This is a genomic window from Paenibacillus sp. B1-35 (assembly GCF_050474385.1).
In the GTDB taxonomy this organism is placed as follows: Bacteria; Bacillota; Bacilli; order Paenibacillales; family Paenibacillaceae; genus Paenibacillus_B; species Paenibacillus_B alvei.
Map to the genome: position 1 here is coordinate 307,826 of NZ_JBCHVJ010000006.1, position 25,517 is coordinate 333,342.

Sequence of the window (25,517 nt, forward strand, 5' to 3'; positions counted from 1 at the left end):
AACTGAATTGGTGTTATTTATTATATCACTGCTTATGTTCGATTCAAAATTGCCCGCATTATGCACATGCCAACCTCGCGCAAACGCATGTCTTCCAACTTGCATCTGGAATTTCCGAAAGTCATGACTGCACCGAATTCCGACAAAAAAAAGCCAACCCATGCTTGCATGAGTTGACCCTTATTGCCCTTATTTTTTCATAGCCGCCACAATCAGTTCGCCCATCGCCTGGGTACCAATCGCTGCAGACTTATCTGTTGCGATATCTGCTGTACGGTGACCGTTATCTAGCACTTCCTTCACCGCATCCTCAATCGCTTGAGCTGCATCTTCATAACCGAAAGTCAAGCGGAACATAAGCGCGACCGAGAGAATCGTTGCAATTGGATTGGCAATGCCTTGGCCAGCAATATCCGGAGCAGAACCATGAACCGGCTCATACAGCCCGAAGCTGCCCTCGCCCAAGGAAGCGGACGACAGCATGCCGATCGATCCTGTAAGCATAGCTGCCTCATCACTTAGAATGTCACCGAACATATTCTCCGTAACGATGACATCAAAGCTGGCCGGACGGCGCAGCAATTGCATTGCACAGTTATCAACCAATACATGCTCCAGCTCTACATCGGGGTATTCCGGCGCAACGCGGTTTACCGTTTCTCTCCACAAGCGTGAAGTCTCCAGCACGTTCGCCTTATCAACGGAAGCCAGCTTCTTGCGTCGTTTCTGTGCAACTTCGAACGCTTGACGCACGATGCGCTCCACTTCCTTCACATTATATACGCAAGTATCCACTGCTTCTTGTCCATGCTCTCCGTCGCGGCGGAATTTCTCTCCGAAATAAATGCCGCCCGTCAGCTCGCGAACGACGATTAAATCCGTGCCTTCAAGCACTTCAGGCTTCAGTGTAGATGCATCCTTCAAGCAGTCAAATACGACAGCGGGTCGAATATTTGAGAACAACCCAAGCGCCTTGCGGATTCCGAGCAATCCTGTCTCCGGACGAAGCTCTTTAGCATTGTTATCCCATTTCGGCCCCCCAACCGCTCCAAGCAGAACTGCGTCTGCATTCTTACATAGCGCCAGCGTATCCTCAGGCAGTGGAGTTCCCTTCTCATCGATCGCAATTCCCCCGAACAGTCCGTGGCTTGTTTCGAACCGATATCCGAACAGCTCTTCCGTACGCTTCAATACCTTTTCTGCCTCTCTTACAACTTCCGGTCCGATCCCGTCGCCGGCAATAACCGCAATTTTTTTCACTTCTGCCATATCTGCCACTCCTCGTTCAAATAATGTTATTCCTGTTGTATCACAAACAGACGGAGTTGACTAAGATATAAAATCTATTGTTTTTATAGGTAAAAACTATTAAAGGGGTATTCATATCGAACTGTGCATAGTTGACTATAAGAAAATCCCCATTCGGTTAACTATTAGAGAAAATTTCAGGTTGATGCGATCCCGCTGAATTGTACTTTACTATGCCATGATTGGCCGTATCTTCTAATTCAGCATAGCTATAGAATGTTATATCTTGATGATGAATTAGTATTGCGATACTCACATCCTTATGAAATAAAAATGGAGGTAAGGCCAAGACATATGTACACCATTCCTATGCAATTTCATAATAAGACGAGCACTTGGGCTCAGGCCTATGCATTCGAGCAGCACTGCCCGCTTGAACAAGTGTACAAAACAATTTTTCCACAACATACGTTGCACATGCAAGCCCCTAGAGGTCTCGATCCTCCACGTTGGCCACCGATCTGCCATTATGATGAGGCGTTCGTAGCGAGCATTCCCCATGGCCGCCTCGCAACAGGCAATTGCTACGTGGTTACACCCGATAATAAACGCCTTCTCGATGTCGAGCTCGCCTACCCTTATTCGTTCACTAGATTGCCCTCTCCATCCTTTTTTGAGGGGACGGCTGCTGTTCTGTTCTGGGGATGGAATATTGCTGAAGTCGCCCGAACTCAGGATATATTGGGACACTGGATGTTTGATATATTGCCGCGTCTATGCCTGTTGGAACGAAGCGGGATCCCTATCGATAAATACGTAATTGGCAAGCTGAGTCACTCCTTTCAATATGAATCGCTTCAGATGCTCGGTCTCCCTTTAGACAAACTTATACAAGTCGACTCGAATGACTTCCATTTTCAAGCCAAGACATTAGTTGTACCTGCCGTCCCCGTTATCATTGGAAAAAGTCCTCACTGGGCTTTCCAATTCATAAGAGAGCGCCTCCAATCTATGCATTCCATACAACCGATGAAGGGTTATGAGAAAATATATATTACAAGAAAAGACGCCAAAATGCGTTATGTGCTCAACGAAGAGGAAGTAATGAGTTTGTTGGCATCCAAAGGCTATAAATGCGTAGCTTTAACCACATTGTCTGTGCAAGAGAAAATCACGTTATTTGCTTCCGCCAAAGAGATCATCGCCCCCATAGGCAGCGGTAATGCGAATCTTGTCTTTTGCCAACCAGACACAAAGATCATAGAGCTCACACCATACTCAATTGTCGATGATTACTTCTGGAGAATCAGCTGTCTTGCAAAGCTCGAATACTATGAAGTTATATGCGACGTAGAACTCCCTCCCAAGCCTGCATGTGGCTCAGATAATCTAATTGTTGATACGAATAAGCTTAAACGGACTCTTGAACTAGCTGGGATATAGGCCTAGCTAGTTTTATGTGCAGAGAAGGCTCATTTATCTAAAAAGATAATAGACTAACCGCCTTACGAATCTATCACAATTATTGTAGAAATGTGTCCGCCTCATTCTCATACGCCGTCCCCCTGCGTTCATTTCCACATAAAATAATCACATAATCTAGCAATAGATTTCCCTCAAACACAAATAGCTAGAGGACAAGTCTATTATAGGGAGGGAAGTGAGGATGTTTACCATCCCTGATCAATACTATGGACGAACGAAAGAGTGGGCCATTTTCTATGCAAATGGGCACCAGATCCCAATCGAAACAATCTATAAAGTGATTCACCCGCAAGAAACGCTCGTGCTACGGCCAACAAAGGGGTTCGATCCTATGCGATGGCCAATAGTATGCAGCTATGAGGAAGCCTTTGTAGCTACCGTGCCAACTGGTCGCCTTGCTACGGGGAACTGCTATGTCATCACACCGGATAACAAGCGCTTGCTCGATGTCGAGTATTTTTACCCCTATAATATGTCCATACTCCCTCCACCCATCTACCAATCAGGAACGGTTGGCACTGTTGTGTGGGGATGGAATATTCCTGAAGTAGCGTTTACACAAGCCATATTCGGTCATTGGTTTTTTGACATTTTGCCGCGATTTCATTTACTTCAGCAGAGCGGTGCTTGCATCGAGAAGTACGTCATCGGCAAACTAACGCATTCATTCCAATATGAATCCTTGGACATGCTCGGCATCCCGCGCGACAAGATCATACAAGTAGAGCAAAATGATTTTCATCTCGTCGCCGATCAACTGCTTGTTCCTGCCGTGCCATGGATGATAGGCAAAAGCCCCCGATGGGCATACCAATATATACGTCACCAGCTAAAAGATAACCATTTGATCAGCCCTATTCCAGGGTACGAACGAATCTATGTCTCACGGCAAGATGCCTATGCTCGATATGTCATAAATGAAGATGAGGTCATGGAACTGCTGCAATCCAAAGGATTCACTAAAATTGTACTTACTCCTTTAACAACAACAGAGAAAATTGCCATGTATTCATCTGCCAAGGTTATTGTTGCACCATTCGGGAGCGGAAATATCAATTTCGCATTTTGCAATCCAGGTACGAAAGTCATCGAGCTTACTCCGCACACGATAACGGACGACTATTTCTGGAAAATAAGCAATCATGCAGGACTCGACTACTATGAAGTCATCTGCGACATTGAATATCCCGCCAAGCCTGTTGGGGGGGCAGACAACTTGGTTGTTAATATGGATAAGCTGCAGAACGTACTTCTTCTAGCCGGGATCCAGTAGATGTTTGCTATTGTCTTCGTATCTGGGCAGATTCCAATATCACCCTCATGAAATGAACTGATCATTAGAATGACGGATGCAGGCCAGCATGCCTGCATCCGTTTTTTTGCAATCCGGCTTACTTCATATTGATCATACCGTTTTTAACATAACAAGAAAAAATATCGACGTATCAGCAGCAATCTTGTATCAACACTAGATTTGTTTTATATACAGCAATACACCCATTTTAGGGTCAATCATTTGTTCTGCCTAAGTCGTCCTCCTGACAATCATCATAATGTAACAGTACAGACAATGTGGTCAGGAGGAAATGCTTCGTGTCAAGCATGCAGAAAACCGTGATCATTGGCGCAGGAGGCCATTCGAAAGTCATAATCGATATTTTGCAGCACAATGAATCGATAGAGATTGTTGGATGTACGGATCACTCACAAAAAAAGGAGATTATGGGAATTCCTATACTCGGCAATGATTCTATCTTGCCTTCTTTATTCGAGAGCGGTATCCATCATGCCTTCGTCGCCATCGGAGACAACAAGCGAAGATATAACATAGCCACTCAAGTTCAACAGTTAGGCTTTACCTTAATTAACGCCATCAGTCCGTCTGCTTATATATCTTCCACCGCCCAGCTTGGAAGAGGAATTGCAATCATGCCTAACGCTGTTTTGAATGCAGAAGCTCACATCCATAATTACTCCATTATTAACACAGGTGCCTCTATCGATCATGAATCCATCATAGAACAGGCATGTCATGTCGCTCCTGGCGCCACACTCTCTGGAAATGTACATGTGAAGGAAGGAAGTTTCCTCGGCACGGGATCCAGCGTAATCGACGGGATTACTATTGGAGCATGGTCTATTTTGGGGGCTGGTTCTGTTGCCATTCGCAATATTCCTGAATCATGTGTTGCTGTCGGGGTTCCAGCTCGCGTCATTAAGCAGACTCCATGTTAAACCGCTCTACTTGCAGACATGAATGTTGGAGGGAAAAACATGAATAAATACTACCCAATAGCAACCCCCATTTTGAATGGGAATGAAACGAAGTATGTGCTGGACTGTTTGAATACGACGTGGATTTCTTCCAACGGCCCATATTTGGGACAATTCGAGAAGCAATTTGCAGCTCTTTGCCAGACCGAGCATGCCATTGCCTGCAGCAATGGAACAGCGGCTCTGCATCTTGCTCTGCTGGCTCACGGCGTCGAGCCGGGAGACGAGGTGATCGTACCTACACTAACGTTTGTTGCCACAGCCAATGCAGTTGCCTATTGCGGTGCAGTTCCTGTATTTGTCGACGCAGAAGCTGATACGTGGAACATGGACGTTCGTGCAATCGAACAAAAAATAACTGCCCGTACAAAAGGAATCATTGCTGTTCACTTGTATGGTCATCCAGCCGATATGGATCCAATCATGAGGCTCGCAGAGCGATACGATTTGTTCGTGATCGAGGATGCTGCTGAAGCAATTGGCGCTCAATATAAAGGCAGAATGGCTGGTTCGCTAGGCCATACAGCAACATTCAGCCTATTCGGCAATAAGGTCATTACAACCGGAGAAGGCGGCATTATCACAACAGACAACGATGACATCGCGGATAAAATCAGGCTGTTGAGGGGTCAGGGCATTGATAAAAATAAAAAGTATTGGCATCCGGTTATCGGCTACAACTATCGGATGACGAACATTCAGGCCGCTATAGGCTGCGCCCAATTGGAAAAGGTAGAATGGCATATTCGCCAGCGTATCCGGGTAGCGATGCACTATTATGATTATTTAAAGCACGACGATAGACTGGCACTGCCTGTACAACAGGTATGGGCCAAAAATGTATTTTGGATGTTCAGCGTTGTATTGAACGGCTATTCCGAGCAGCAGCGAGATCAGATTATGCAATTGTTGAAGGATAAAGGCATTGAAACCAGACCTTTCTTCTATCCCATGCATATTCTTCCTCCGTATCGGAATGGTCAGCTGCTCGATGAATATCCAGTCGCCAACCGAATTGCAGCCCAAGGCATGAATCTTCCCAGCCATGGCGAATTAAGTGAGCACGACGTTCAGTACATCTGCCAAACGCTTCAAGAGGTACTATGACATCAACTGAGCTGTTAGGAGGAGACACCTTTGAACCAGCAGTTTCGAATTATCCATTTCATACAAGCAATTATACGGCTTGATGGGAACCATTTCATCGCAGAGCTCTTCCGGCAATTCCTCCACCGGGAGCCGGGAGCAATAGAATATCAGCACTATTCAAGGCTGCTGGCTTCTCACAAAACAAAGGCAGCCATTATTGAGCAAGTCATGTGCAGTAGTGAAGCAGAACAAAACTATCTTCGGCCTCCTGCCAGTTTTATTCCCACGGAGGCCCTTACCGCAGCAAACCTTTTTCGGCGTTTTTACGCTGCAGAGCCTTTTTTCTTTATTCATTCGCTCTACGATGAACTGTTGTGCCGCTGTCCAGATACGTTAGGCTTGCGAAGTCATATACAAGGATTACAGGCCCGACATAGCAAAAAGCTCATGATTCGGCAATTTTTTAATTCCCCGGAATTCCATCACCTGCTTGCACAGCCGCTGCCTCCGTTGAAACCCGATCCGTCTGTCCCCGCAGCTCTCTCGGGAATCGTGCAGCATGTGGGGATATTTCTGGCCTATCCGCATCCACTTGCCATGGATGGAGAGGGAATTGGACGTTTTCTCTACCGGCTGACGAGAGGCATGTTGACTAATTTTCCGCATATACACATTCATATTGCTGCGACGGGATACAATTTTGCAGATGCTGAACACACCTTCTCTCCTCTCAGGAATATGTTTCCTGGCCGCGTCCATATTCATCATCACAACAATGTAGAACACTTTAATACTCATGTGCCTGCTGAGGTATGGATTGTGCCGATTCTTACACTTGATCTAGCTATGTTTTTAAGAAAGCCATACATCCTATGCCTGCATGATCTCGTGCACCATCAGTTTAAAGAGCTTTATTTCTCCACCTATCCGGAGTTTTGCCATCGGGTGGATCGCAACGGGTACTATATTTTGCACAAAGCCGCCGCAGTTGTCTCGAACTCGAATTATGTACGAACTCATCACGCGATCGGAATTGCCGGTTTGCCTGTTCACAAAACACATGTCATCCGGCTCGCTCCACCCAGTGACGAGTATCAGTCATTTTCATTCCTGAATGAAGCCCATTTCAGAATGAAATATCAACTTCCTTATGAATACATGGTATTTCCAACTGTACTTCGCCTTCACAAAAACTTTGAACGGCTCATCGCTGCCTATATTAAATTCAGACAGTCCATCGATGGATACCACTCTCGCCTGCGCCTTGTTTTTACAGATCAATTATCTAACAATCCAAAGCAGGCAGAAGTCATGCACATGCTGCACCAGATCCATGATCCTGAAATATTGAACGGTCTCATGTTCATTGGCAGAATTCCGACCTCCGACCTGCCTTCCCTATACAAATACGCAGTAGGCACCATCGTTCCAACCTTGTTTGAAGGCAGCTGCCCATTCCCGATACTTGAATCCTTGACAGTCGGAACTCCTGTTGCCGCCGCCAATATCGAAGTATCGAATGAACTTATTTCGGACATGAGCGCCTTCCTTGCTTTTAATCCTTACTCTGTAGATGAAATTGTAGCTAGTATGAGAGCGCTTTGGGTATTCCGCTATACTTTGCTGCCTAGGCAGCAGGAAGTCATTCAAGGAGCCTTGCAGCGAAGCTGGTCGGATGTAGCCAACGAGTACTATGCCCTGCTCCAGCACGTAGCAACTAATTCCTTATAAGCCTTATCTCTCGGCTCTAATATAGACAAACACGTACCTAGCCTAGCAGCAAACGTTCTATATCATGCCGTAATATTTCAAGTACGCTACACGGAATACATGTATATATTGACTCGCGATCTGATCCCATGTATCCGTCGGATCATGCATGCCTTGCTGCGCTGACGATTTATAATGATTGTAGTTATCAAAAAGAAGCTGCAATGCCTGAGCGATGGAATCCGGAGATTCTGGATCGAACCAAAGGATATCTGCACTATGCCTTGCCAAATGTTCTCTCATTACAGGGATATCTGAGCATAGTACTGGTACTCCGAGCCGCAGTGCTTCTTCAACAGGGTAGCTCCCGCCACCCTCTGACATGCTCGGCATAATGAGCGCCTGGGCTTTCCTGATTATAGGAATCACATTCGAATCCTGAATGAATCCCAATGGATAAATGTCTGCATCCACGCGGAGTCCCGATCTCTCCATTAATGATATCAGCGTAGGCACATACATCTGTTCCGGCCACAGTGGAGGAGCAGAGCGCAGCAATTCCGTATTATGGCCAAACAAAACGAGAGGAACTTTGCCAGAAGCGGTGCAGCGGGAATAGCCCAGCAGCAAATTATAGTGGTTTTTGTGCGGAGATATATTACTCGGATATACGATATATAGCGGCGGGAGACGTACAGCGACATCAGCACTTATCGTCTCCTTGTTCAAGTGTTTTATTGGATCTGCGGGCAATATGGCATGTGGGATAATAGTCGCGTTATTGCCCACCTCACCGAAATAATGAATTAATCGATTTTGCACATGACGCGAAGACACGACAATCGAGGTCATATTACGTAGCCATTCCTGTGCGTCCCGCCAAGCTTGCTGGATGATTGAGCCTGACACATATGGTGGTACAAAGTCAAAGATCGTTGCATCATGAAAGGTGCATATCGTCGGAAGAGCTACCTTCACATAAGCTGGCCCATGCGGCCAAAAGAAATAAACAACATGACAATCCGCTAATAGTATACTTGCTTCGGGCGATTGAATGCTTCCGCTAAAATACACAATATCAATATTGGGGTAGCCGGATGTATCCAAACGCTCCTTGAATTTCGTATCAGGCGAGATGACTAGTCTGACAAGATCAATATCAACCTGTCTGGCCATGGCAGGCAGCATATTTGATAATAATCTGGCTCCACCACCAGCAGATATCATATTGGCACACCATATCATAATCCTCATTATCCTCACTCCTTAGACGCAATATCTCGCTGAATGCAGTCAATCAGTTAATCAATATGCGGCCTTCTGTGCTAAGATTCGTGGGAATAGCCGTGACACATTGTGCCGGTTTGCGAGTAAAATGACGATAGAGATTGGAGGGGACATGAGGATGGCGCAAATCATATGGCATGGCGCTGCATTTGATTCCAGTGGATATGCCAAGGCAACCAGAGAATATGTACTCGCATTGCATGCTGCCGGAGTAGATGTGAAGCTTGAAACCTATCAAGGGCTGCCGCAGGTAGGGCTACCAGCCGAACAACGAGCCGTGCTGGAGCACATGCTCCGAAAGCGGCGTAGCACTGTGCAGCGAGTTAGCGTCTATCACTACATCCCGGATTTTTGGCGAAGAAAGCTACGAGCTTCTTTCGGATTTACCTATTGGGAAACCTCCAAAATACCGGATAACTGGATTAAGCAAGCGAATCAAATGAGCGGCGTTCTATTGCCCAGCATCCATAACATCAGCGTATTTCGTCAATCCGGTGTCCAAGTACCGCTGTATCACGTTCGGCCTTGTCTATCCGAGCCCTTTCATCCACCTTCGCTAGAATACACACCCGCATATGTAAACCATTTGCCGCCATTTCGTTTTTTATCCGTTTGCTCTTGGATCGATCGCAAAGGAATCGATATTTTGCTCAAAGCATTTTGGAGTGAATTTACCGCAAATGATCCTGTTTCTCTCATTATTAAGACCGCAGGTTCTCCAGACTTGTATCATATTGTGGAGCGTTTGAAGAAAGAACTCCAGTTACCACATCATCCCGCGCCTGTCTATCTTGATCTGGAGCTGCGCAGTGAGATGGAGATGGATGCCTTATATCGAAGCAGTCATGCTTTTGTGCTGCCGAGCCGTGGGGAAGGTGTCGGTTACCCTGTGTTGGAAGCCGCTATGCGGGGAGTGCCTATTATTGTGACCGGATGGGGCGGCCATCTAGATTTTTTGAATGAATATAACAGCTACTTAATTCCCTACCATCTCGTCCCTGTAACCCCTCAGCCTTATTATCAAGGATATCAGCCGGATCAGTTGTGGGCCGAATCATCGATCGAAGCACTGCGCTGCTTAATGCGGAACGTAGTATCCAATTATGAGGAAGCTGCCATCAAGGGACAAATTGCCATGCAGCATACACTTTCTCATTTTTCACCGGAGAAGGCTGCACAGGATCTCATTTCAGCCCTGTCGCAGACAACAGGCTTCACCTTCGCCTAACGGTAAAGGTGAAGCCTGTAACTCGTGCTATGATAGTCCCATTCGTCCAAGATGGGCCTTAATTTGTCGCAATGCATCATCTACATGTGCTGCCGCAATTGAATGTATCTCTCCTTCATAGCCGATGGAAGCATGATCGTACCGGGAATCATAGTAGTGTGTAAGCATGAGCGACACAGCTTCCCCATAGTTCTCCATGCGAAGAGCCTCAGCAATAGCGTGCGCATGTGGCGTATGCATACGGCGCTGAATGCGTGCAAAGGCTTCACGAATGGCCATCGGATGCTTGGACGGCTCATATTCCTTTACGATATTTCGAACCCGCTCCTGTATCGGCAGTTGGATATCAAGCACCGTGCCGGCTTTCTTGGCGTTCATCAGGAATTCAGGCAGCATGACCTTGCCAATTCTTCGACTTTCCGCCTCAAGCAGGATGCAAGGGACTTTTGCGGCCTTCATCTGCTCCATCTTCTCGTACAGCATGGCATCGAACATTTTCTGATTATTCGGAGCTTGTCCGATATGTCCGAATACAGATCCCCGGTGTCCGGCCATCTCTTCCAAATCAAGCACGGGATATCCCTCTGTTTGCAAACGGCGCAGAATATCGGTCTTCCCTGTTCCCGTATGTCCTGACAATACCACACACGGAACTCGCCATTCATATTGCTCCAGTGATTCTTGAATCCATTGACGATAGGTGCGAATGCCGCCTGACAGTCGGTATGGCTTCAGCCCCATCAAAGACATGCACGTAGCCATTGTACGGCTTCGCATGCCGCCCCGCCAGCAGTAAATGACGATCGTACCAGGCAGCTCCTTGAATTGCTTATATAATAGGGGAAGCTTGGCTGATGCGATCTCTAAGCCCCGCTCTTTGGCCGCTTCTATACTTATCTGCTTGTATATCGTTCCGATTTCCGCCCGTTCTTCATTGTTGAACAAGGGAATATTAATGCTTCCTGGTATTCGGAATTCAGCGAATTCTCCTGGCGAACGCACATCAACAAGCGTTGCCTCCTTGACCCGCAATGCCATACACTGTTCTAATGAAATATCGTGCATACCCTCTCACCTCTTGTTGTCACTTGCTATACTATGACGAATCTCAACATATTTTCTCGATTTCGATCTACTTTTAAGACTATAGCATTCCGCCTCAGAAATCCACTCCGACAATCGCCGTGCCCTTTTCCCCACTAGGTACATATGTAGTAATAACCCATGATTGTCATCACTGTCTTTTTTCAGGAGGTGTTTCACATCGCGACCGTTAAGGCAGTTATATTGGCTGGCGGAACCGGAACCAGATTTTGGCCTTTCAGCCGAGCAGACTATCCCAAGCAATTTTTGCCCATTCTTCACCAGCAATCCATGATCGCCGATACACTGCAGCGAATGCTTGAATATATGCCGCTCGAACATATCTATATCGTATCCCTTGAAGAGTACATTCCTATCATTCGCAGGCAACTTCCAGATTTCCCGCTCAAGAACATTATTGTCGAGCCGATGGCGAGAGATACAGCCGCCTGTATCGGTCTTTCTGCGCTTCACATGATAGCGGCTGACGAGGATCCTGTTCTGATTACATTACCGTCTGATCACTATATCTCTGATACGGATGCTTTTCATGAAGCATTGCGGTCAGCCGTCTATCGTGCCGAACAGGAGCAATGTGTCGTTACGTTAGGCGTCAAGCCAACACGTCCCGAAACTGGATATGGCTACATTCGTATCCAGCAGAACGCGGAGAGCATTGGCCATTCTGGAAGTGCAGGAGGAATAGGAAACATAGGAAGTTCAGCAGCAACGAAGTCAGCCATAATTACCCCAGTCGAAAAATTTATCGAAAAGCCCGACCTGAACATTGCGACCAATATTTTCGCAGACGGATGCCACTATTGGAACACAGGGACATTTATTTGGAGAGCTTCGACGATTATGAACCTGATTCATCTGCACCTTCCTGAGCTGTACCAGGCCTTATTAGATATGAAGGCCATGTTGAACGGTCAAGAGAACGGTCAACAACAGCTCAGAACCGCATACAGTAGTCTCAAGAAGCAATCCATTGACTATGGCGTCATCGAAAAATGTGAATCCATTTATATGATTCCTGTCCATTACGGCTGGGATGATCTCGGCAATTGGAATGCGCTGGAGCGCATTCATCAATCTGATGCTCATCTTAATATTGTTCATGGTCTCTATGAAGGGATCGATACGGAACGCTGTATCATTTATGGGGCAACAGAGCAGCTGATAGCGACTGTCGGGATTGAGGATTTGGTCGTTGTCGCTACAGATGATGTGGTGCTCGTCTGCCCGAAAGAAAGGACGCAGGATATCAAAAAAATGGTGGAGCATTTAAAGTTGCTTGGATATAGCACGTTTTTGTAGAGAGGTGGAACGGACGCAATGTATGTTCACAATATCGGCACCATATTTGAACCGACTGGATATGCGAAGGCGAATCGTCATGTCGTCCTTGAACTTATGAAGATGGGTGTGCAATTTCACTATACTCCGATTCATCCTGAAGTCGTCAGAGTTCCCATGGAGCCAGACATAGAAGCTGCTTTGCAGGCGATTTCACACGCTCCACTGCCAGAGAATCATATTGTATTTACTCACTACCCTGCGATTCAATTTGTGAAGGACATTCATCGATTCACCATTGGCATGACCATGTACGAATGCAGTCGACTACCATTCATGTGGTCCAGAAGATGCAGCAGCATGGATGAAGTATGGGTGCCGTCCAGCTTCAATCGGGAAACCTTCCACCGTTCCGGAGTTCCCTTGCACAAAATTCAAGTGATGCCATACGGTATCGATTCAACCATGTTCTCTCCCGATCATCCTCCGCTCCCGATTCCCGGCAAACGAAGCTATACCTTCTTATCCGTCTGCTCCTTCGATGATCGCAAAGGCATTGACATCTTAATTACCGCCTTCCTCGAAGAATTTGCAGAGTCCGAGGATGTGTGCCTCATCATTAAAACGCGTTCCACTACGGAAGAGGAGATCGGCCGTCAGCAAGCCTATATTGATTCAATTGCCTTCAAGACGGCAGGAAAGTCCCGTTCCTCAATCATTCTTATCTCTGCCATACACAGTTGGAGTGAACCGGAATTGGCAATGCTCTACAACAGTGCCGACAGCTACGTGCTCCCTACTCGGGGGGAAGGGTGGAGCTTAACCGTCATGGAGGCAATGGCTTCAGGCCTTCCTGTCATTACAACACGCTGGTCGGCTCATCTTGATTTCGTCAATGATGCCAACGGATATCTTATCTCCGTCCAAAAGTTCGCGCCGGCTCACCCTGGGAATTCCCGCATGCTGTGGGCAGTTCCTGACCTCATGCACTTAAGGCAACTGATGAGGCATGTGTATGTGAATCGGGAAGAAGCCGCCGCCAAGGCCGCTCTTGGACGACATACGGTAAAGGAGCAATTCACATGGCAAGCAAGCGCAGCCCGTATGCTGCATCGTCTACAGGAAATATCTTCGCGTTAAAAGGGAGATGGCAACCTTATGATTAGTGTCATTGTTCCTACAATCCATCACACCGATCTCGTTAAGCATTGCGTGCACAGCTTCATCCATACCGTGCACGACTTACCCTATGAAATTATCGTTGTCGATGATGGAAGCTCTGGCTCTATACAGGAGGAGTTGGCAAGATGGGCAGCTCCTCTTCAAGTCCAATTCATTGCCAAGCCGAACAATAACGGCTTCAGTCATAGCGTCAATTTGGGCATTCGGCACGCCAAGGGACAGTACATCTTGCTCGTCAATAATGACGTATTTTTTCATGAACCCGGATGGCTCCACCATCTGATCGCTACCATGAATAGTGATCCCGCAATCGGCATCGTCGGTGCGAGACTTCTCTACCCAGATAGAACGATACAGCATGGCGGTGTTATCCCGACAGCAAAGGGGCATTTCGATCACCGCTACCGCCGGCAGCCCGCCGACTACGAGCCTGCCTTGGCCGTGGAGGATATGAATGCTGTAACCGGTGCTTTAATGCTCATACGTAGACAGCTCCTCGACCAGGTTGGCCTATTATCCGAGGACTTTTTCATTGCTTTTGAGGATGTTGACCTCTGTTATCGCGCCAAGATGCATGGCTACCGTGTTGTATATTGTGGAACTGCCTGTGCGCTCCATGCCGAAGGGTATACTCGAGGCACGACGAAAGCAAACAAAAATCCCTATTGGAGACAAAAAGAAATGGAAGCAAGAAAAAAATTCTGGATGAAATGGGGAGGGAAAATCATCCGATGACAGCTCCTCTCGAAGTCGTATACGTGCTTGAATTGACCGGCTTGTCCGGCGGCATCCGCAACGTATTCGAGCAAGTCAATCGACTGCATGATATGGGTGTCAAAGTACATTTATTTGCGCTGGATAAGCAGCCAAACTGGTTCCCGCTTAAAGTGCCTGTTCGCCGCTTCGCCAATTATACGTCCATGATGCGCTACTTGAAGCAAATGAACTGCATTAAGGTCGCAACATGGTGGAAAACACTCTCCGCCGTATGGCACAGCTGTGACCGCAATCGTGGCGGAAGCGGCGTGCCGCTGTACCTTGTGCAGGATATTGAAGAAAGCTATTACCCGAACTGGAATGATATGCAAGAGCGAGTTCGGAATACGTACCGCGTTCCCGTGCATATGATGACCATAGCGGATTGGACGACCAAGCAACTGCTAGAGCGATTCCAGCAGCACGCAAGCAATATTTCCATTGCGGTAGACTTCGATCTGTATAAGCCGAACCGCACCCATGATTATGATCCTTTCCGGATTCTTGCCTGCAGCCGCCGGAGCCAGCATTTGAAAGGCTTTGATATTACGGTTCAAGCTGCGAAAGATGTATGCTCCAGGCTTCCGCAAGCATCGATGATCACCTTTGGCGTAGAACCGCCTCATCTGCAAGGGATCTCTCATTTACATTTCTCTCATCCTGATGATCATCATGTTGCCTATTTATACGCCAACTGTGGAGTATTCGTCCAAACCTCCTATCACGAGGGCTTCGGGCTTCCTATATTAGAGGCAATGGCCTGCGGAGCTCCGGTGGTAACTACCAAGGCAGAAGGAAACGAGGAATTCTGTCACAATGAGTGGAATTGTATTCTGGTGGAAAAAGGGGATGTTGCCGGCGTTTCGCAAGGTATCCTGCGCATACTGACCGATCCTCAATTCGCCGCCTACATCACGGCCAATGCCATGGCGACGGCACAGCACTACAATTGGCCGCGCATCATGAATAATTTGACGAATGTGTTTCACGCTGTGGCGCCGCAATTGCAACGGTAAATGTTCCATGAAATAGGCCCCACCCGATTGTTATCGGAGTGGGGCCTATTTCATGTCCAGCGGCACGAATCTTATTTAGCAGCCTCATATCGGATATGGGCAAATACTTCATTCCATACTCTATCGCACTCTTCATCCCAGCCAATAGGGAGCATTAGCCCACATGTATTGGCGAGCGGCCAGTTCAGATCTACTACTCGATACTCGCTGCCGGGATTCACAACCAGCAAGCTGAATTGGTGCTTTACGAGCGAAGCCAGAGCAGCCTCCAGCTCCGCGGCTTCATCATAGGAGGCGTTCATACGGAGGAAGAAGAGGCGCTTGCTGTGCTCCGCCTTCGTTAGGAAGCGATGAATTCTTCGCTGCAAGGTCTCCATGAATGTCGGATATTTTAAGGCAATTCCCCTCCGCCGAGCCGAATGCAAAAAATCATGTACAGACTGGACATGATACACCCGATCTCTCACACAATAGTTATGGTAAAACACGATGCTTTCCACGACAAAGTGATCGGGATGCATGAACTTGGCAAATCGATTGCGAAGCAGCATACTTACCCCTGGCGTCGAATTGGAATACATCCAATCGATCACACCGCTATATGGCCGCAAGCCATAACGTTCTAATCGCTGTGCGGGGTAGCAATTAGAACCTAGGCTGTATACGGCGTCGTATACCCCATTGACGTCAGACAGCAGCACGACAATCTCCTCCACTACGTAAGATTGAATGGTGTCATATATGTTTCCTCAGCCATCTTGCCGCCCCACTTCAGCTCATAATACCGTTCATACAAGGGCCAGGTGGTATCAATAATAAAGTTATAACGAGCATCTGACTTTCTTGTTGAGCTTACATGATGATCGACCGCCAACCCTGTAAACACTTCATCATAACCAGCAAGTCTTAACCTGCGATGATAGTCTATATCGGCAAAATAACTGCTGAACACAGTATCCCATGATCCTGCAGCTCTTACCGCCTCCATATTGTAAGCAGCGAGTGCATCAAAGTTCGTTAAGGCAAGCCCCCACTTTCGTCCACTATTCTTCAGTTCCTCAAGCACGGCCAAAAATGCTTCTGGCGTACCCGGATGCGCCTCTGCATCATTATGCATATAGAACACCGCATCGGCTTCCTGATCGGCAGCCACCTTCTGGAACCAATTCATCGATTGGGTAAATGTCAGCGGTACAGGAGGCTCATACACGGTAACACGCCGCGACAATTCACTGTCATATCTCAGCTCGCGCGTTGGAGAGTTATCCAATACGTAAGTATGTTTTCTATACAGCTCAATACTGTCTATTGCCCGGTACAATAAATCTTTGCGGTTCACGTACGGGATTCCCACAACGTAACGCATAGCCACTCACTCCTTTTTTCTTTTCCTTACACCGTTATAAATGCCGAACCCGTTCCGCTATTTTTTTCGCGGAATTTTCCCACGTCCAGTGTGACAGCACTAGTTGCGAGATGTACAGGCTTCGCTCCTTCACTATCTCTTGATTCTCATATACATGGCGCATCAGATGAGCCAGATGCTCATAATCCGGTTCTGCCCACTGAAAACCTTTATAATACGGACATTTTGCTACAGCCGGAACCAGTCTCTTCACTTGAATGGGGTACCCGGTATGAATGTTCAAAAAGTCTCGCTGTGCGCTCCAATCTGTCGCGATAACCGGAATGCCGCAAGCCATCGACTCCAAAATCGGCATGCCCCAGCCCTCTCCCCTTGTAGGCAACACAAAGCAGTCTGCCGAACGATACAAGCTTCCGAGCAAATAGGACGGAATGGTTTGATTCTCGATAATGATGATCTTGGATTCTGCATGCTTCAGATTCAGCTTCCGAATTTCCGCACGCACATTCACTTCTGGATCTTTGTTCGTTATTTTGCAGACGAGCACCACATCATCGAAGGCGAACTCATTTGCGAATGTTCGCAGCATTTCCTCAGGGGCCTTACGTTCTCCCCATTCGAATACACTCAAAAACGTAAATTTTTCTGAGAAGCGGAAGGAACGGATGTTTGGGTTGAAAAAATTCGGATCAATCCCTAATGGGATGACATGAATCGGGACATGAACCCCGCTGTTGCGGAAGGTTTCCACATTGAAGCTGGACGGAACCCACACTTCGTTCATTCGATTGCACTGACGCACCCATTCTTCAGGCAAGCCGTCCACTTCCAGCATCGTATAGCCGATTTTGTATCTGCCCTCATTTTTGAAAAACACGTCGCCTTGTCCGTATACTACCTCAGGGGCCGATGCATCTCGATTGCGCATGCTGAATATATTTACGCGATAATCATCGCTCATATTAGGCTCCTTCGTATGGAAGGGTGTTCCGGGGCCATACACATAACGATAATGCATTTTAATATGCTGCTCGTCGAGGGCGATCATAAGGTTGCGGGAGGAATTCGCATATCCGCTAGGCAGATTGACGATGGAATGCCAGTTCAAGTGAGCTTGATATTGCCCTGCAAGATGATGGCCCCATTTATTGCGGAATATAGCTTGTGACTGCAAGAACAACTGATTAAAGTCTACATTATTCACCTTCGTAGAAGTATTTTGCGCATGAATCAACGTTACCCGACCATCGTAGATAACTCGAAATCCTGCGGCCAGCGTTCGCAGACAATAATCTGTGTCTTCAAAATACGCAAAATAATCAGTATCCAATGAACCGATGACATTAATGAGTTCGCGCTTCACATAAGCACATGCAAATACAACCCCTTGTACATCGCGTACACCTTCATATTGACGTATATCTGTCTGCATTCCACCGATTTGCTGCCCCCAGCACGTTTCCTCAAAAATGTACGTCCCTGCATGCTGCACCTTCCCGTCTTCGCCGCGCAATCTGCAGCCCACTACTCCGATATCTGGGGAGGAGAAAGCCGTCTCCTGCAGCCGCTCCAACCAATCCGCCTGCGAAATTAAAATATCGTTATTCAATAGCAAAATATCGCTTTCCAGATCACAGTGAGCAATCGCAAAATTATTGCCGGCCGTAAAGCCAATATTTTGGGGGCTCTCAATTAACGTAACCCAGTTCAAACCACGGAGATAAGCTACGGTTCCATCCGTACTCCCGTTATCCAGCACCACAATATTAACCAGTTCATGGGAAGCCATGGGAGCGAGTGAAGCAAGACATTGCTTCGTATGCTCCAATCCGTTCCACGTCAGGATGACAATGGACACTTTGCGCCGAAGCGAAGGTGCAGGTGTACAATTTTCAATCGACTTGGCGGGAGGGTATTCCAAAATTTCAAATCTTCCGAAATCAACAGGTCCATTATGTCTTGGCGCTTGGGGGGCACGTAGCAGCATTTGGCATTCAGGCGACATAAGAACACCTACAATAATCGAGAAACGAGGCTTTCCCTGTCTTAATAGGATGGAATAGTGCCAAAATGCACCCTCTTCTACTTCTCTGCAAAGCATTTCTCGATATAGCTCATGTGGAAATTCATTCGGATCGATCGTTAATAAGGAATAAATGCGATGAAAGATACGAAAAGGTGCCCCCCCCATATCGATCCTACCTTCGCGGGTAAAAGCCTGCTTCAACTCTTTGCTCTTCATGAACTGAATCATAATCGTGAGCTTCGTATGCCCTGCGCGCAGCAGTCCAACAAAATGGCTCAGACCAGCCAAATCCGGCTCTCTGTTCAACACCTGCCTATATAGTTCCGACACGAATGCTTCCTCTTCCAAGCGGAACATCTGGTGTAACGTCTGGATGATATTCAAACTCGATCCCTCCATACACATTACGGATGATACGGTCATTTACATTAGTGTATTAGCACAGGTTCCAATTTGACTGTGTATTTGACCGAAAAGGGCGCTAAATAACAAATGGATAGGAGCCTATTCAACATCTCCATCATTCCTGAATACAGTGAGACTAGATTTAGGTGATGGTATATGAATAAGGAGTGAAGAAATGAGACAAATCGTTAAAAATTTGGTGAAAATATGTTCGGACATTCTCCCCTATGAAGTGCCAGTATATGAATTTGGAGCGTATCAAGTGCAAGGTCAGGAAGGATTCGCTGATTTGCGTCCCTTCTTCCCAGGCAAACCTTATGTCGGATGTGATATGCGTCCTGGTGTAGGTGTAGATATGATCTTGGATCTCCATCATATTGATCTTCCTGCGGAAACAGCCGGACTTGTTATCTCCTTGGATACGCTTGAGCACGTGGAGGATCCCCGACTTGCGATGCAAGAAGTGCATCGCATCTTAAAGCCAAACGGTATTGCTATCATTACTTCTGTTATGAATTTCCCAATCCATGACTACCCGGCAGATTATTGGCGCTTTACGCCGCAAGCATTCGCTAGCATTTTGAAACCATTTGATACGGTTATCACTGATTATGCTGGGGAGGAATTGTTTCCGCACACTGTCATCGGGATCGGTATTAAGGGCAATGCTGTATCGGACGAAACGATTACCACACTCCAGCATTACTTAAATATGTGGAGAGCAGCAAGCTATCACCAGCATTAACATCTCAGGGGAGGGGGGGAGATCGAATGAGTATCTTCTTGAACCATAACCCAGCTTTTCAACAATACCAAATCGGTGATTGGACCTACGGTATTCCTCACATCTTTACATGGGGAGAGAAAGCTTCCTTGACGATCGGAAAGTTCTGTTCTTTAGCTTTAAATACGACAATAATGTTGGGCGGCGAACATAACGTGGACTGGGTTACCACCTACCCCTTCAACCCACTATTCCCTAGTGCAGCAGCTTTCCTAGGACATCCCAAAACAAAGGGAGATGTTACGATTGGCCACGATGTATGGATTGGCTTCGACTCGTTGATTCTTTCTGGAGTATCGATTGGCAACGGCGCAGTCATAGCAGCAAGGAGCATCGTTACTAAGGACATTCCTGCTTATGCGATTGCCGGCGGCAACCCAGCTCGTGTGATTCGTTATCGCTTCCCCCCTTCCATCATTGACGATTTGCAGCGTATCGCATGGTGGGATTGGCCACTGGAGAAAATCACAGCCGCATGGCCCCTCCTTCTCTCCAGTAGAATCGAAGAATTCATTCTCACGTACAAAACGTGGTGATCATGGGAGGCAACTGAAGTGATTTATTTCTGGAAACAGGTCGTTTATCCGATTCTTGAGCTGACAAGGCCGAAAGTGATCGTAGAAATAGGATGCGCGCAAGGATATAACACTGTTAATTTGCTTGAATATCTCAAGCCAGTGGAGAATGGTCAGTTAATAGCCATCGACCCGTATCCTCTGTTCGATATTGAGCGAATGAAGCACATGTATGCGCACAAGTTCCTTCTCGTTCAGGATTACAGCTTGAAGGTTCTGCCCCATATTCATACATGCGATGCTGCCTTTATAGATGGCGATCATAATTGGTATACCGTATACAATGAATTGAAGCAATTTGAGCGCATCAAGAAATTCCCGATAATATTCCTGCATGATCTGGAATGGCCCTACGGCAGACGGGATATGTATTATTTTCCGGAATCTATTCCGGAGGAATATCGCAAGCCTAGCGCAAAAAAAGGGATTTTGCCGGGGATAAATGAACTCGTTGACAATGGACATAATTCATCTGTCCATAACGCTGCCTATGAAAATGGGGATCGCAATGGAGTGTTAACTGCGGTAGAGGACTTCATGAAGGAAACTAACATCCCGCTGCAGCTGCATCGAGTGCGCAGTCAGTTCGGGCTTGGCATCATCATGCCAGACTTTACGGAAACGCATCATTACTTCAATAGAGAGGTTCAAAGCATAATCGAAAGATCAGGTCTATAATCATACAATGATTATACCGCCGGCGTATGTATTTCTAGCCGCAGATTCGTTTTTACTATCTGCGGCTAGAATACGCGTTTGCTTGAGACAAGTATGGATGATTTTTATGCTCTCATGGCATCTGCCCATATCCATCGGCATAATTAAATAATGAATCTACACATCTTTGTCTCCACTTTTTTTCGAATATTTATTATTTTGTTCCAAAAGCGTAAACGGGTTATGGCCGATTTGGCCTAGCCGGTGTATACTGACACATTGCTTCGTGATCTCGATCTCTCGATCGGATTCAGTACGAGTATATCGATACTAAATAATGGAGCCTCAGCCCCGCATCTCCTTTTTCAAACATTTGCAGCCCCTAGCATCTACAACCCCGAATTAGTCAAAACGGCTTGAATATGCGCATCGATCGATTCATGCTTCGGTGTAATAATGCCCAGACCACTATTCGACAAGGCCTGATGAAAGCTTACATGCCAAGGGGTTTGTTTCAAGAAATCCTCAACAGCAGTGAGCACGCCGTTGCGTTCTCCGCCTTCATAGAGGGCATTGTTCAGCATGTTGTTCGCTCCGCCATGGGGTACGAGTTGCAAGATACCTGGCACCATTCCCATTTTCGCATAGGGATGGACAAAGCCAGCCGGTATCGATTCAGGAAAATAATACATATCTCTTCTTCCATACGGCCACTGTGTGTCGTGTAAGAAAACCAGTGGAAATCGCGCTTGCTGCTGAGCCATTAATTCCACTAGCTTCAGCTCATGATACACGGTATACCAATTGTGATCCCCGTCAATCAGGATACAATCATATTGATTCAGGTTCGGAAGAACCTCTAAGCTATAATCTACCAGCATATGAAATTCCTTGTGAAAGTGCCTTTTATACTCCAGAATATCAAATCTCGGGGCGGGATCGATAACAAATAACTCACCGTTCACCGCACGACAATATTGCAGTAAATTGCTTGTATTCAACCCATGCTCCGCACCAATCTCTACAATTCGTTTTACGCCAAATGATTGCAATAGTGGCAATATGATTCTTTCCCAAAATGCAAGCACCTTGCTCACCTCCGTATATCACTATATGCACAAAAACATATTTGGTATAAACACTATGCCCGTTTCTCGAAAAACGGGGACTTGCTTATAATAGCGTGAAATTCATCCTAGTTTAGGAGGCAGTTGAATACAATGATACCAGAAGCTCGCGTATAACAAGGGGGTGCCATTCGATGATGAGAACGCTGTTGTCTACCCGATATCATTTCTCTTCATTGCGAAGCACTGACCACGGATTGCTTTTCGACCCGCTGGATCATTGCCTGCTCGAAAGACCTAAGCCTATTACATTCCACGATGCGGCCGGTGTATACGGAGTATGCCTGGATAATGCACACTATGTCCACATCATTTACGTAAATATCCACCATCAGCTCATCCACATTGCAATCGAGCCCTGTACCTTGCAAGCGCACAAACGCGAGTTATCCGGCATCTTCCAGCATGTGCGCCATATTCAATTGACGAGCTGCTGCAACCAGCTCCATGCCTTCCTTCAATATCATTCGAGGGTGGAGCATGTATCGTTGTCAGGCATCCATTGGTCATCTCCATCCGTAGTGCATCATGGAGAAGAGATTCTTTCTCTACGTCTGCTCTCCATGCAAGAGCACGTCTGGATATGCCTTGCCTTGATTGCGTCTGCTGCTTCACCACAGCAGCAAGTCAGGCTCCTCATACAATCGTTCCATCCTGCGTCCTGCAAATGGAGCTCGGTTGCTGCATTGCCTGATATACAACTTGAATCGGCAGCAGATCTATTGACGTTTGAGCTATCCCCCATTCAAGAACGGGTCAGTGTCTTCCTATTCCAACAAACGGGCAATAAGCTCTATTTCACCGCCTATGACTGGAACAAGCAGAAGAAATGGTCCAAGACCGCTCAAAACCATACGCTCATCCCTCCCATCCATGCAGAGCATGTCGTGTCTGTATACGATCAGGGGAAATTTTGCCTAAGCTGGGTTACAGAAGAACTGCTGTTCCGCATTCACTACCATATTGATCAAGAAACATGGAGCGATTTATATACATCGCCTATCCAACGTCCAAGAGTATGTACATGTATCAGTGATATGCAATCAAGCTCCACGATTCCGCAGAAATGGATTGCAACTGACAATGAAGATGAACTTGTTGGACTCAATGGTATGGAAGCAGCACATATCGAAGGCTACCGAGCCACGCGCAACTTGACACATAGCATGGATGCGGCCAAGTCTGTCATCGATTCGCTTGCACAAATGAAGGAACGCAGCATAAAAATGAAGCTTGAACTTGTCCGGATGAAGCAAATCCAACAGTCTCGGCAAGTCAAGGCACAACAGTTGGGAGAACGAATTGCAGTCCTACAAGAGGAAGTTCACATACGCAAAGCACTATACGATCTTAGAAGCAACGAAAATATATTAATGAAGAAAGAAGCTGTACCTCGCGTTCAAAGCAATATGAAGGAACGATTATCTCAAATTATATTAAAAATATCTAAACATCCACGTTGAGAGGAGCTTGTACATGACGAATCATGCAACAACTTCGATTGATGTCATCCTGCAAACTGCTGCAGATGTCGATCTTGAAATGCAGCGTCTCTATTTGATCGCCCATATCCGATTTCGTAATACCTCGTCCGCACCAGTACAGCTTTCACATATTTTGCTCAAGCTATCCCCGAGTGCATTCGTCGACGTCAGCGGCAAAGTGGTAGCGCCACAATTTGCCCAGGTGTATGGCCTTCATAAGAGTCGGAAAGGGAAGCAGCAAACCGGCTGGCGATTCGATCGCGAGGATTGGTTTTCCTACGGTCGTAGAAGCGGGGAATATCAAATTGAATCTATGGAGCCTCTCCTCCTTCAACCAAGTGTCTGGAACGATTTAAGAGACGTCCACATTGCATGCGATATAGATCGCCTCGTAGAACCGCTGCAAGTACATGCATTTGTCATTGCGGGCGATCAGCGATTTCCCGCAGAAAATCCGACCAGCATTAGTTTCCGATCCGCAACCATGGAATAAAGCAATAGCTCAAGAAAATCGAGACAGAAGCCATTCTCATCTCCGACATAGATACAAAGGTTCGAAGAAGTTTGTACGAATGAATCTAGTAATTCATCCAATCTTACAGCAATCCCCTTTCATACATTAACAGTGTAGAAAGAATTCTAGCGGATTCTTTCGCTCATATGATGAAGGGGAGGTTTACGAATATGGTTCTTATTCCCATTCAACGGATCGTAAGCAGCACAGCTAACGTAGTTACTGCTGCTAATAGTGCAACTGCAGCGACTTTAGCATTGGCAGGTGCAGCGCCAAACGTTGTAAACGTAGGGAACGCACCGCGCATTTGGCCTCAGATCGCAAAATTCGACAATGATAACGGGCCTTTTGCAGCAGTTCCGAATCCGCAATTCATCTGGTCACAACCTACATTCATCCCAGGTGAAACGCACGGTTTTGCTACTGTTTCTGTACCAATTCCGCTTACTATTGGAATTGCAGCTGACTTTGTCATTGCGATGGCTGTATTTGCCGACAACGCCGTGGTTGCAACGATTCAAGCTTTCAGCCCATTCCAGATTAGCTTGTTCCCAGTTCCTGGCCTGAATGTACCATTGATTGGAGGCTCCTTGGATCCAACTACTGGTTTAACTACAGATGTTGCGAATCCTTACAACTGGCAAAATGTGCGCTTCTATACGATTCCAGCATCGCTTGGATTAATCACACTTGCACTTAGCGTACAGTTTGTATTCCAATTCCAAGTGACAAACTACTTCACAACTGGCGCTGTCAACACAGCTGGATTGTCCTTTATTGCCGACATTTACCAATCCATTCTCTAACGTCCATTCTTAAACTCGTAGTAAAGGAAATGTCAGCAAGTCGCAGAAAGAATAGTTAATAGAAAACGTGAAGAAGCATGATGCTCTTTTCAGTGTGCATCATGCTTCATTCCTTG

23 protein-coding genes are annotated in these 25,517 nt (G+C 46.6%); 16 read left to right on the forward strand and 7 right to left on the reverse strand.

Going from position 1 to position 25,517, the window contains the following annotated elements; translation table 11 throughout:
- Positions 1 to 189 precede the first annotated feature (189 nt).
- Positions 190 to 1,269: a 3-isopropylmalate dehydrogenase gene (gene leuB / locus ACQ5BJ_RS20580; protein WP_268598764.1), complete on the reverse strand. Its 1,080-nt coding sequence runs from the start codon at positions 1,267 to 1,269 to the stop codon at positions 190 to 192.
- Positions 1,270 to 1,602: 333 nt separating this feature from the next.
- Here leuB and ACQ5BJ_RS20585 point away from each other — a divergent pair, with 333 nt between their 5' ends.
- The 5 genes from ACQ5BJ_RS20585 (at position 1,603) to ACQ5BJ_RS20605 (ending at position 7,827) form a co-directional block, all read left to right on the forward strand.
- On the forward strand, positions 1,603 to 2,691 hold the full coding sequence (locus ACQ5BJ_RS20585) for a glycosyltransferase family 61 protein (RefSeq protein WP_430112179.1): 1,089 nt from the start codon (positions 1,603 to 1,605) through the stop codon (positions 2,689 to 2,691).
- Between the two features lie 223 nt (positions 2,692 to 2,914).
- The gene (locus tag ACQ5BJ_RS20590; RefSeq protein ID WP_005548624.1) at positions 2,915 to 4,006 is read left to right on the forward strand and encodes a glycosyltransferase family 61 protein; all 1,092 of its coding nucleotides are present in this window, start codon (positions 2,915 to 2,917) and stop codon (positions 4,004 to 4,006) included.
- A gap of 320 nt (positions 4,007 to 4,326) precedes the next feature.
- Positions 4,327 to 4,968, forward strand: coding sequence for an acetyltransferase (locus ACQ5BJ_RS20595; protein WP_005548626.1), 642 nt, complete (start codon positions 4,327 to 4,329; stop codon positions 4,966 to 4,968).
- Between the two features lie 39 nt (positions 4,969 to 5,007).
- Positions 5,008 to 6,114, forward strand: a complete 1,107-nt coding sequence (locus ACQ5BJ_RS20600; protein WP_268620782.1) for a DegT/DnrJ/EryC1/StrS family aminotransferase — start codon at positions 5,008 to 5,010, stop codon at positions 6,112 to 6,114.
- Positions 6,115 to 6,144: 30 nt separating this feature from the next.
- Positions 6,145 to 7,827 (forward strand): DUF4214 domain-containing protein, encoded by a 1,683-nt coding sequence (locus ACQ5BJ_RS20605; protein WP_262866642.1) that lies wholly within the window; start codon positions 6,145 to 6,147, stop codon positions 7,825 to 7,827.
- Positions 7,828 to 7,884: 57 nt separating this feature from the next.
- Here ACQ5BJ_RS20605 and ACQ5BJ_RS20610 read toward each other — a convergent pair whose 3' ends face one another.
- Positions 7,885 to 9,060 (reverse strand): glycosyltransferase, encoded by a 1,176-nt coding sequence (locus tag ACQ5BJ_RS20610; RefSeq protein WP_005548634.1) that lies wholly within the window; start codon positions 9,058 to 9,060, stop codon positions 7,885 to 7,887.
- Positions 9,061 to 9,211: 151 nt separating this feature from the next.
- Between ACQ5BJ_RS20610 and ACQ5BJ_RS20615 the strand changes: the two genes are divergently transcribed.
- Entirely contained in the window at positions 9,212 to 10,321 is a 1,110-nt protein-coding gene (locus ACQ5BJ_RS20615; RefSeq protein WP_268620783.1) for a glycosyltransferase, read from the forward strand.
- A 27-nt stretch (positions 10,322 to 10,348) separates the two neighbouring features.
- Here the strand turns inward: ACQ5BJ_RS20615 and mnmH are convergent, their stop codons facing one another.
- Positions 10,349 to 11,386 (reverse strand): tRNA 2-selenouridine(34) synthase MnmH, encoded by a 1,038-nt coding sequence (mnmH, locus tag ACQ5BJ_RS20620; protein WP_005548640.1) that lies wholly within the window; start codon positions 11,384 to 11,386, stop codon positions 10,349 to 10,351.
- A gap of 159 nt (positions 11,387 to 11,545) precedes the next feature.
- Between mnmH and ACQ5BJ_RS20625 the strand changes: the two genes are divergently transcribed.
- From ACQ5BJ_RS20625 to ACQ5BJ_RS20640, 4 genes are read left to right on the forward strand one after another with little or no spacing between them, the layout of a single operon-like run.
- Positions 11,546 to 12,724, forward strand: a complete 1,179-nt coding sequence (locus ACQ5BJ_RS20625) for a mannose-1-phosphate guanylyltransferase (RefSeq protein WP_430112183.1) — start codon at positions 11,546 to 11,548, stop codon at positions 12,722 to 12,724.
- Positions 12,725 to 12,742: 18 nt separating this feature from the next.
- Positions 12,743 to 13,843 (forward strand): glycosyltransferase family 4 protein, encoded by a 1,101-nt coding sequence (locus ACQ5BJ_RS20630; RefSeq protein ID WP_268598768.1) that lies wholly within the window; start codon positions 12,743 to 12,745, stop codon positions 13,841 to 13,843.
- Between the two features lie 18 nt (positions 13,844 to 13,861).
- The gene (locus ACQ5BJ_RS20635) at positions 13,862 to 14,620 is read left to right on the forward strand and encodes a glycosyltransferase family 2 protein (protein ID WP_005548647.1); all 759 of its coding nucleotides are present in this window, start codon (positions 13,862 to 13,864) and stop codon (positions 14,618 to 14,620) included.
- Complete coding sequence (locus tag ACQ5BJ_RS20640) at positions 14,617 to 15,657, forward strand: glycosyltransferase family 4 protein (protein WP_005548649.1); 1,041 nt, start codon at positions 14,617 to 14,619, stop codon at positions 15,655 to 15,657. The genes ACQ5BJ_RS20635 and ACQ5BJ_RS20640 overlap by 4 nt, the downstream gene beginning before the upstream one ends.
- A gap of 71 nt (positions 15,658 to 15,728) precedes the next feature.
- Here ACQ5BJ_RS20640 and ACQ5BJ_RS20645 read toward each other — a convergent pair whose 3' ends face one another.
- From ACQ5BJ_RS20645 to ACQ5BJ_RS20655, 3 genes are read right to left on the reverse strand one after another with little or no spacing between them, the layout of a single operon-like run.
- Entirely contained in the window at positions 15,729 to 16,358 is a 630-nt protein-coding gene (locus ACQ5BJ_RS20645) for a DUF1796 family putative cysteine peptidase (protein WP_289356207.1), read from the reverse strand.
- A gap of 14 nt (positions 16,359 to 16,372) precedes the next feature.
- Positions 16,373 to 17,023, reverse strand: coding sequence for a glycosyltransferase family 2 protein (locus ACQ5BJ_RS20650; protein ID WP_005548652.1), 651 nt, complete (start codon positions 17,021 to 17,023; stop codon positions 16,373 to 16,375).
- A gap of 34 nt (positions 17,024 to 17,057) precedes the next feature.
- The gene (locus ACQ5BJ_RS20655) at positions 17,058 to 19,433 is read right to left on the reverse strand and encodes a DUF4214 domain-containing protein (protein ID WP_289356208.1); all 2,376 of its coding nucleotides are present in this window, start codon (positions 19,431 to 19,433) and stop codon (positions 17,058 to 17,060) included.
- Positions 19,434 to 19,629: 196 nt separating this feature from the next.
- Here ACQ5BJ_RS20655 and ACQ5BJ_RS20660 point away from each other — a divergent pair, with 196 nt between their 5' ends.
- From ACQ5BJ_RS20660 to ACQ5BJ_RS20670, 3 genes are read left to right on the forward strand one after another with little or no spacing between them, the layout of a single operon-like run.
- Positions 19,630 to 20,199 (forward strand): class I SAM-dependent methyltransferase, encoded by a 570-nt coding sequence (locus ACQ5BJ_RS20660; RefSeq protein WP_268620786.1) that lies wholly within the window; start codon positions 19,630 to 19,632, stop codon positions 20,197 to 20,199.
- 26 nt (positions 20,200 to 20,225) lie between these two features.
- Positions 20,226 to 20,774: a CatB-related O-acetyltransferase gene (locus tag ACQ5BJ_RS20665; protein ID WP_005548660.1), complete on the forward strand. Its 549-nt coding sequence runs from the start codon at positions 20,226 to 20,228 to the stop codon at positions 20,772 to 20,774.
- Positions 20,775 to 20,792: 18 nt separating this feature from the next.
- A complete protein-coding gene (locus tag ACQ5BJ_RS20670) occupies positions 20,793 to 21,491 on the forward strand; it encodes a class I SAM-dependent methyltransferase (protein WP_262866645.1) in 699 nt (232 codons plus the stop codon).
- A 368-nt stretch (positions 21,492 to 21,859) separates the two neighbouring features.
- Here ACQ5BJ_RS20670 and ACQ5BJ_RS20675 read toward each other — a convergent pair whose 3' ends face one another.
- The gene (locus ACQ5BJ_RS20675; RefSeq protein WP_289356209.1) at positions 21,860 to 22,558 is read right to left on the reverse strand and encodes a class I SAM-dependent methyltransferase; all 699 of its coding nucleotides are present in this window, start codon (positions 22,556 to 22,558) and stop codon (positions 21,860 to 21,862) included.
- 173 nt (positions 22,559 to 22,731) lie between these two features.
- On the opposite strand from ACQ5BJ_RS20675, the gene ACQ5BJ_RS20680 reads away from it, so the two are divergent.
- The 3 genes from ACQ5BJ_RS20680 to ACQ5BJ_RS20690 all read left to right on the forward strand — a co-directional run bounded on the left by ACQ5BJ_RS20680 (position 22,732) and on the right by ACQ5BJ_RS20690 (position 25,401).
- On the forward strand, positions 22,732 to 24,060 hold the full coding sequence (locus ACQ5BJ_RS20680) for a hypothetical protein (protein ID WP_268620790.1): 1,329 nt from the start codon (positions 22,732 to 22,734) through the stop codon (positions 24,058 to 24,060).
- A 13-nt stretch (positions 24,061 to 24,073) separates the two neighbouring features.
- Positions 24,074 to 24,574 (forward strand): hypothetical protein, encoded by a 501-nt coding sequence (locus tag ACQ5BJ_RS20685; protein WP_005548670.1) that lies wholly within the window; start codon positions 24,074 to 24,076, stop codon positions 24,572 to 24,574.
- 191 nt (positions 24,575 to 24,765) lie between these two features.
- The gene (locus ACQ5BJ_RS20690; RefSeq protein WP_268598769.1) at positions 24,766 to 25,401 is read left to right on the forward strand and encodes a hypothetical protein; all 636 of its coding nucleotides are present in this window, start codon (positions 24,766 to 24,768) and stop codon (positions 25,399 to 25,401) included.
- The last annotated feature ends 116 nt before the right edge of the window (positions 25,402 to 25,517 follow it).

Coding starts and splice junctions, on each gene's coding strand:
- leuB (WP_268598764.1), bottom strand. CDS start 1,269: ATGGCAGAAGTGAAAAAAATTGCGGTTATTGCCGGCGACGGGATCGGA.
- ACQ5BJ_RS20585 (WP_430112179.1), top strand. CDS start 1,603: ATGTACACCATTCCTATGCAATTTCATAATAAGACGAGCACTTGGGCT.
- ACQ5BJ_RS20590 (WP_005548624.1), top strand. CDS start 2,915: ATGTTTACCATCCCTGATCAATACTATGGACGAACGAAAGAGTGGGCC.
- ACQ5BJ_RS20600 (WP_268620782.1), top strand. CDS start 5,008: ATGAATAAATACTACCCAATAGCAACCCCCATTTTGAATGGGAATGAA.
- ACQ5BJ_RS20610 (WP_005548634.1), bottom strand. CDS start 9,060: ATGAGGATTATGATATGGTGTGCCAATATGATATCTGCTGGTGGTGGA.
- ACQ5BJ_RS20615 (WP_268620783.1), top strand. CDS start 9,212: ATGGCGCAAATCATATGGCATGGCGCTGCATTTGATTCCAGTGGATAT.
- mnmH (WP_005548640.1), bottom strand. CDS start 11,386: ATGCACGATATTTCATTAGAACAGTGTATGGCATTGCGGGTCAAGGAG.
- ACQ5BJ_RS20625 (WP_430112183.1), top strand. CDS start 11,546: ATGATTGTCATCACTGTCTTTTTTCAGGAGGTGTTTCACATCGCGACC.
- ACQ5BJ_RS20630 (WP_268598768.1), top strand. CDS start 12,743: ATGTATGTTCACAATATCGGCACCATATTTGAACCGACTGGATATGCG.
- ACQ5BJ_RS20635 (WP_005548647.1), top strand. CDS start 13,862: ATGATTAGTGTCATTGTTCCTACAATCCATCACACCGATCTCGTTAAG.
- ACQ5BJ_RS20640 (WP_005548649.1), top strand. CDS start 14,617: ATGACAGCTCCTCTCGAAGTCGTATACGTGCTTGAATTGACCGGCTTG.
- ACQ5BJ_RS20650 (WP_005548652.1), bottom strand. CDS start 17,023: ATGCGTTACGTTGTGGGAATCCCGTACGTGAACCGCAAAGATTTATTG.
- ACQ5BJ_RS20660 (WP_268620786.1), top strand. CDS start 19,630: ATGAGACAAATCGTTAAAAATTTGGTGAAAATATGTTCGGACATTCTC.
- ACQ5BJ_RS20665 (WP_005548660.1), top strand. CDS start 20,226: ATGAGTATCTTCTTGAACCATAACCCAGCTTTTCAACAATACCAAATC.
- ACQ5BJ_RS20680 (WP_268620790.1), top strand. CDS start 22,732: ATGATGAGAACGCTGTTGTCTACCCGATATCATTTCTCTTCATTGCGA.
- ACQ5BJ_RS20685 (WP_005548670.1), top strand. CDS start 24,074: ATGACGAATCATGCAACAACTTCGATTGATGTCATCCTGCAAACTGCT.
- ACQ5BJ_RS20690 (WP_268598769.1), top strand. CDS start 24,766: ATGGTTCTTATTCCCATTCAACGGATCGTAAGCAGCACAGCTAACGTA.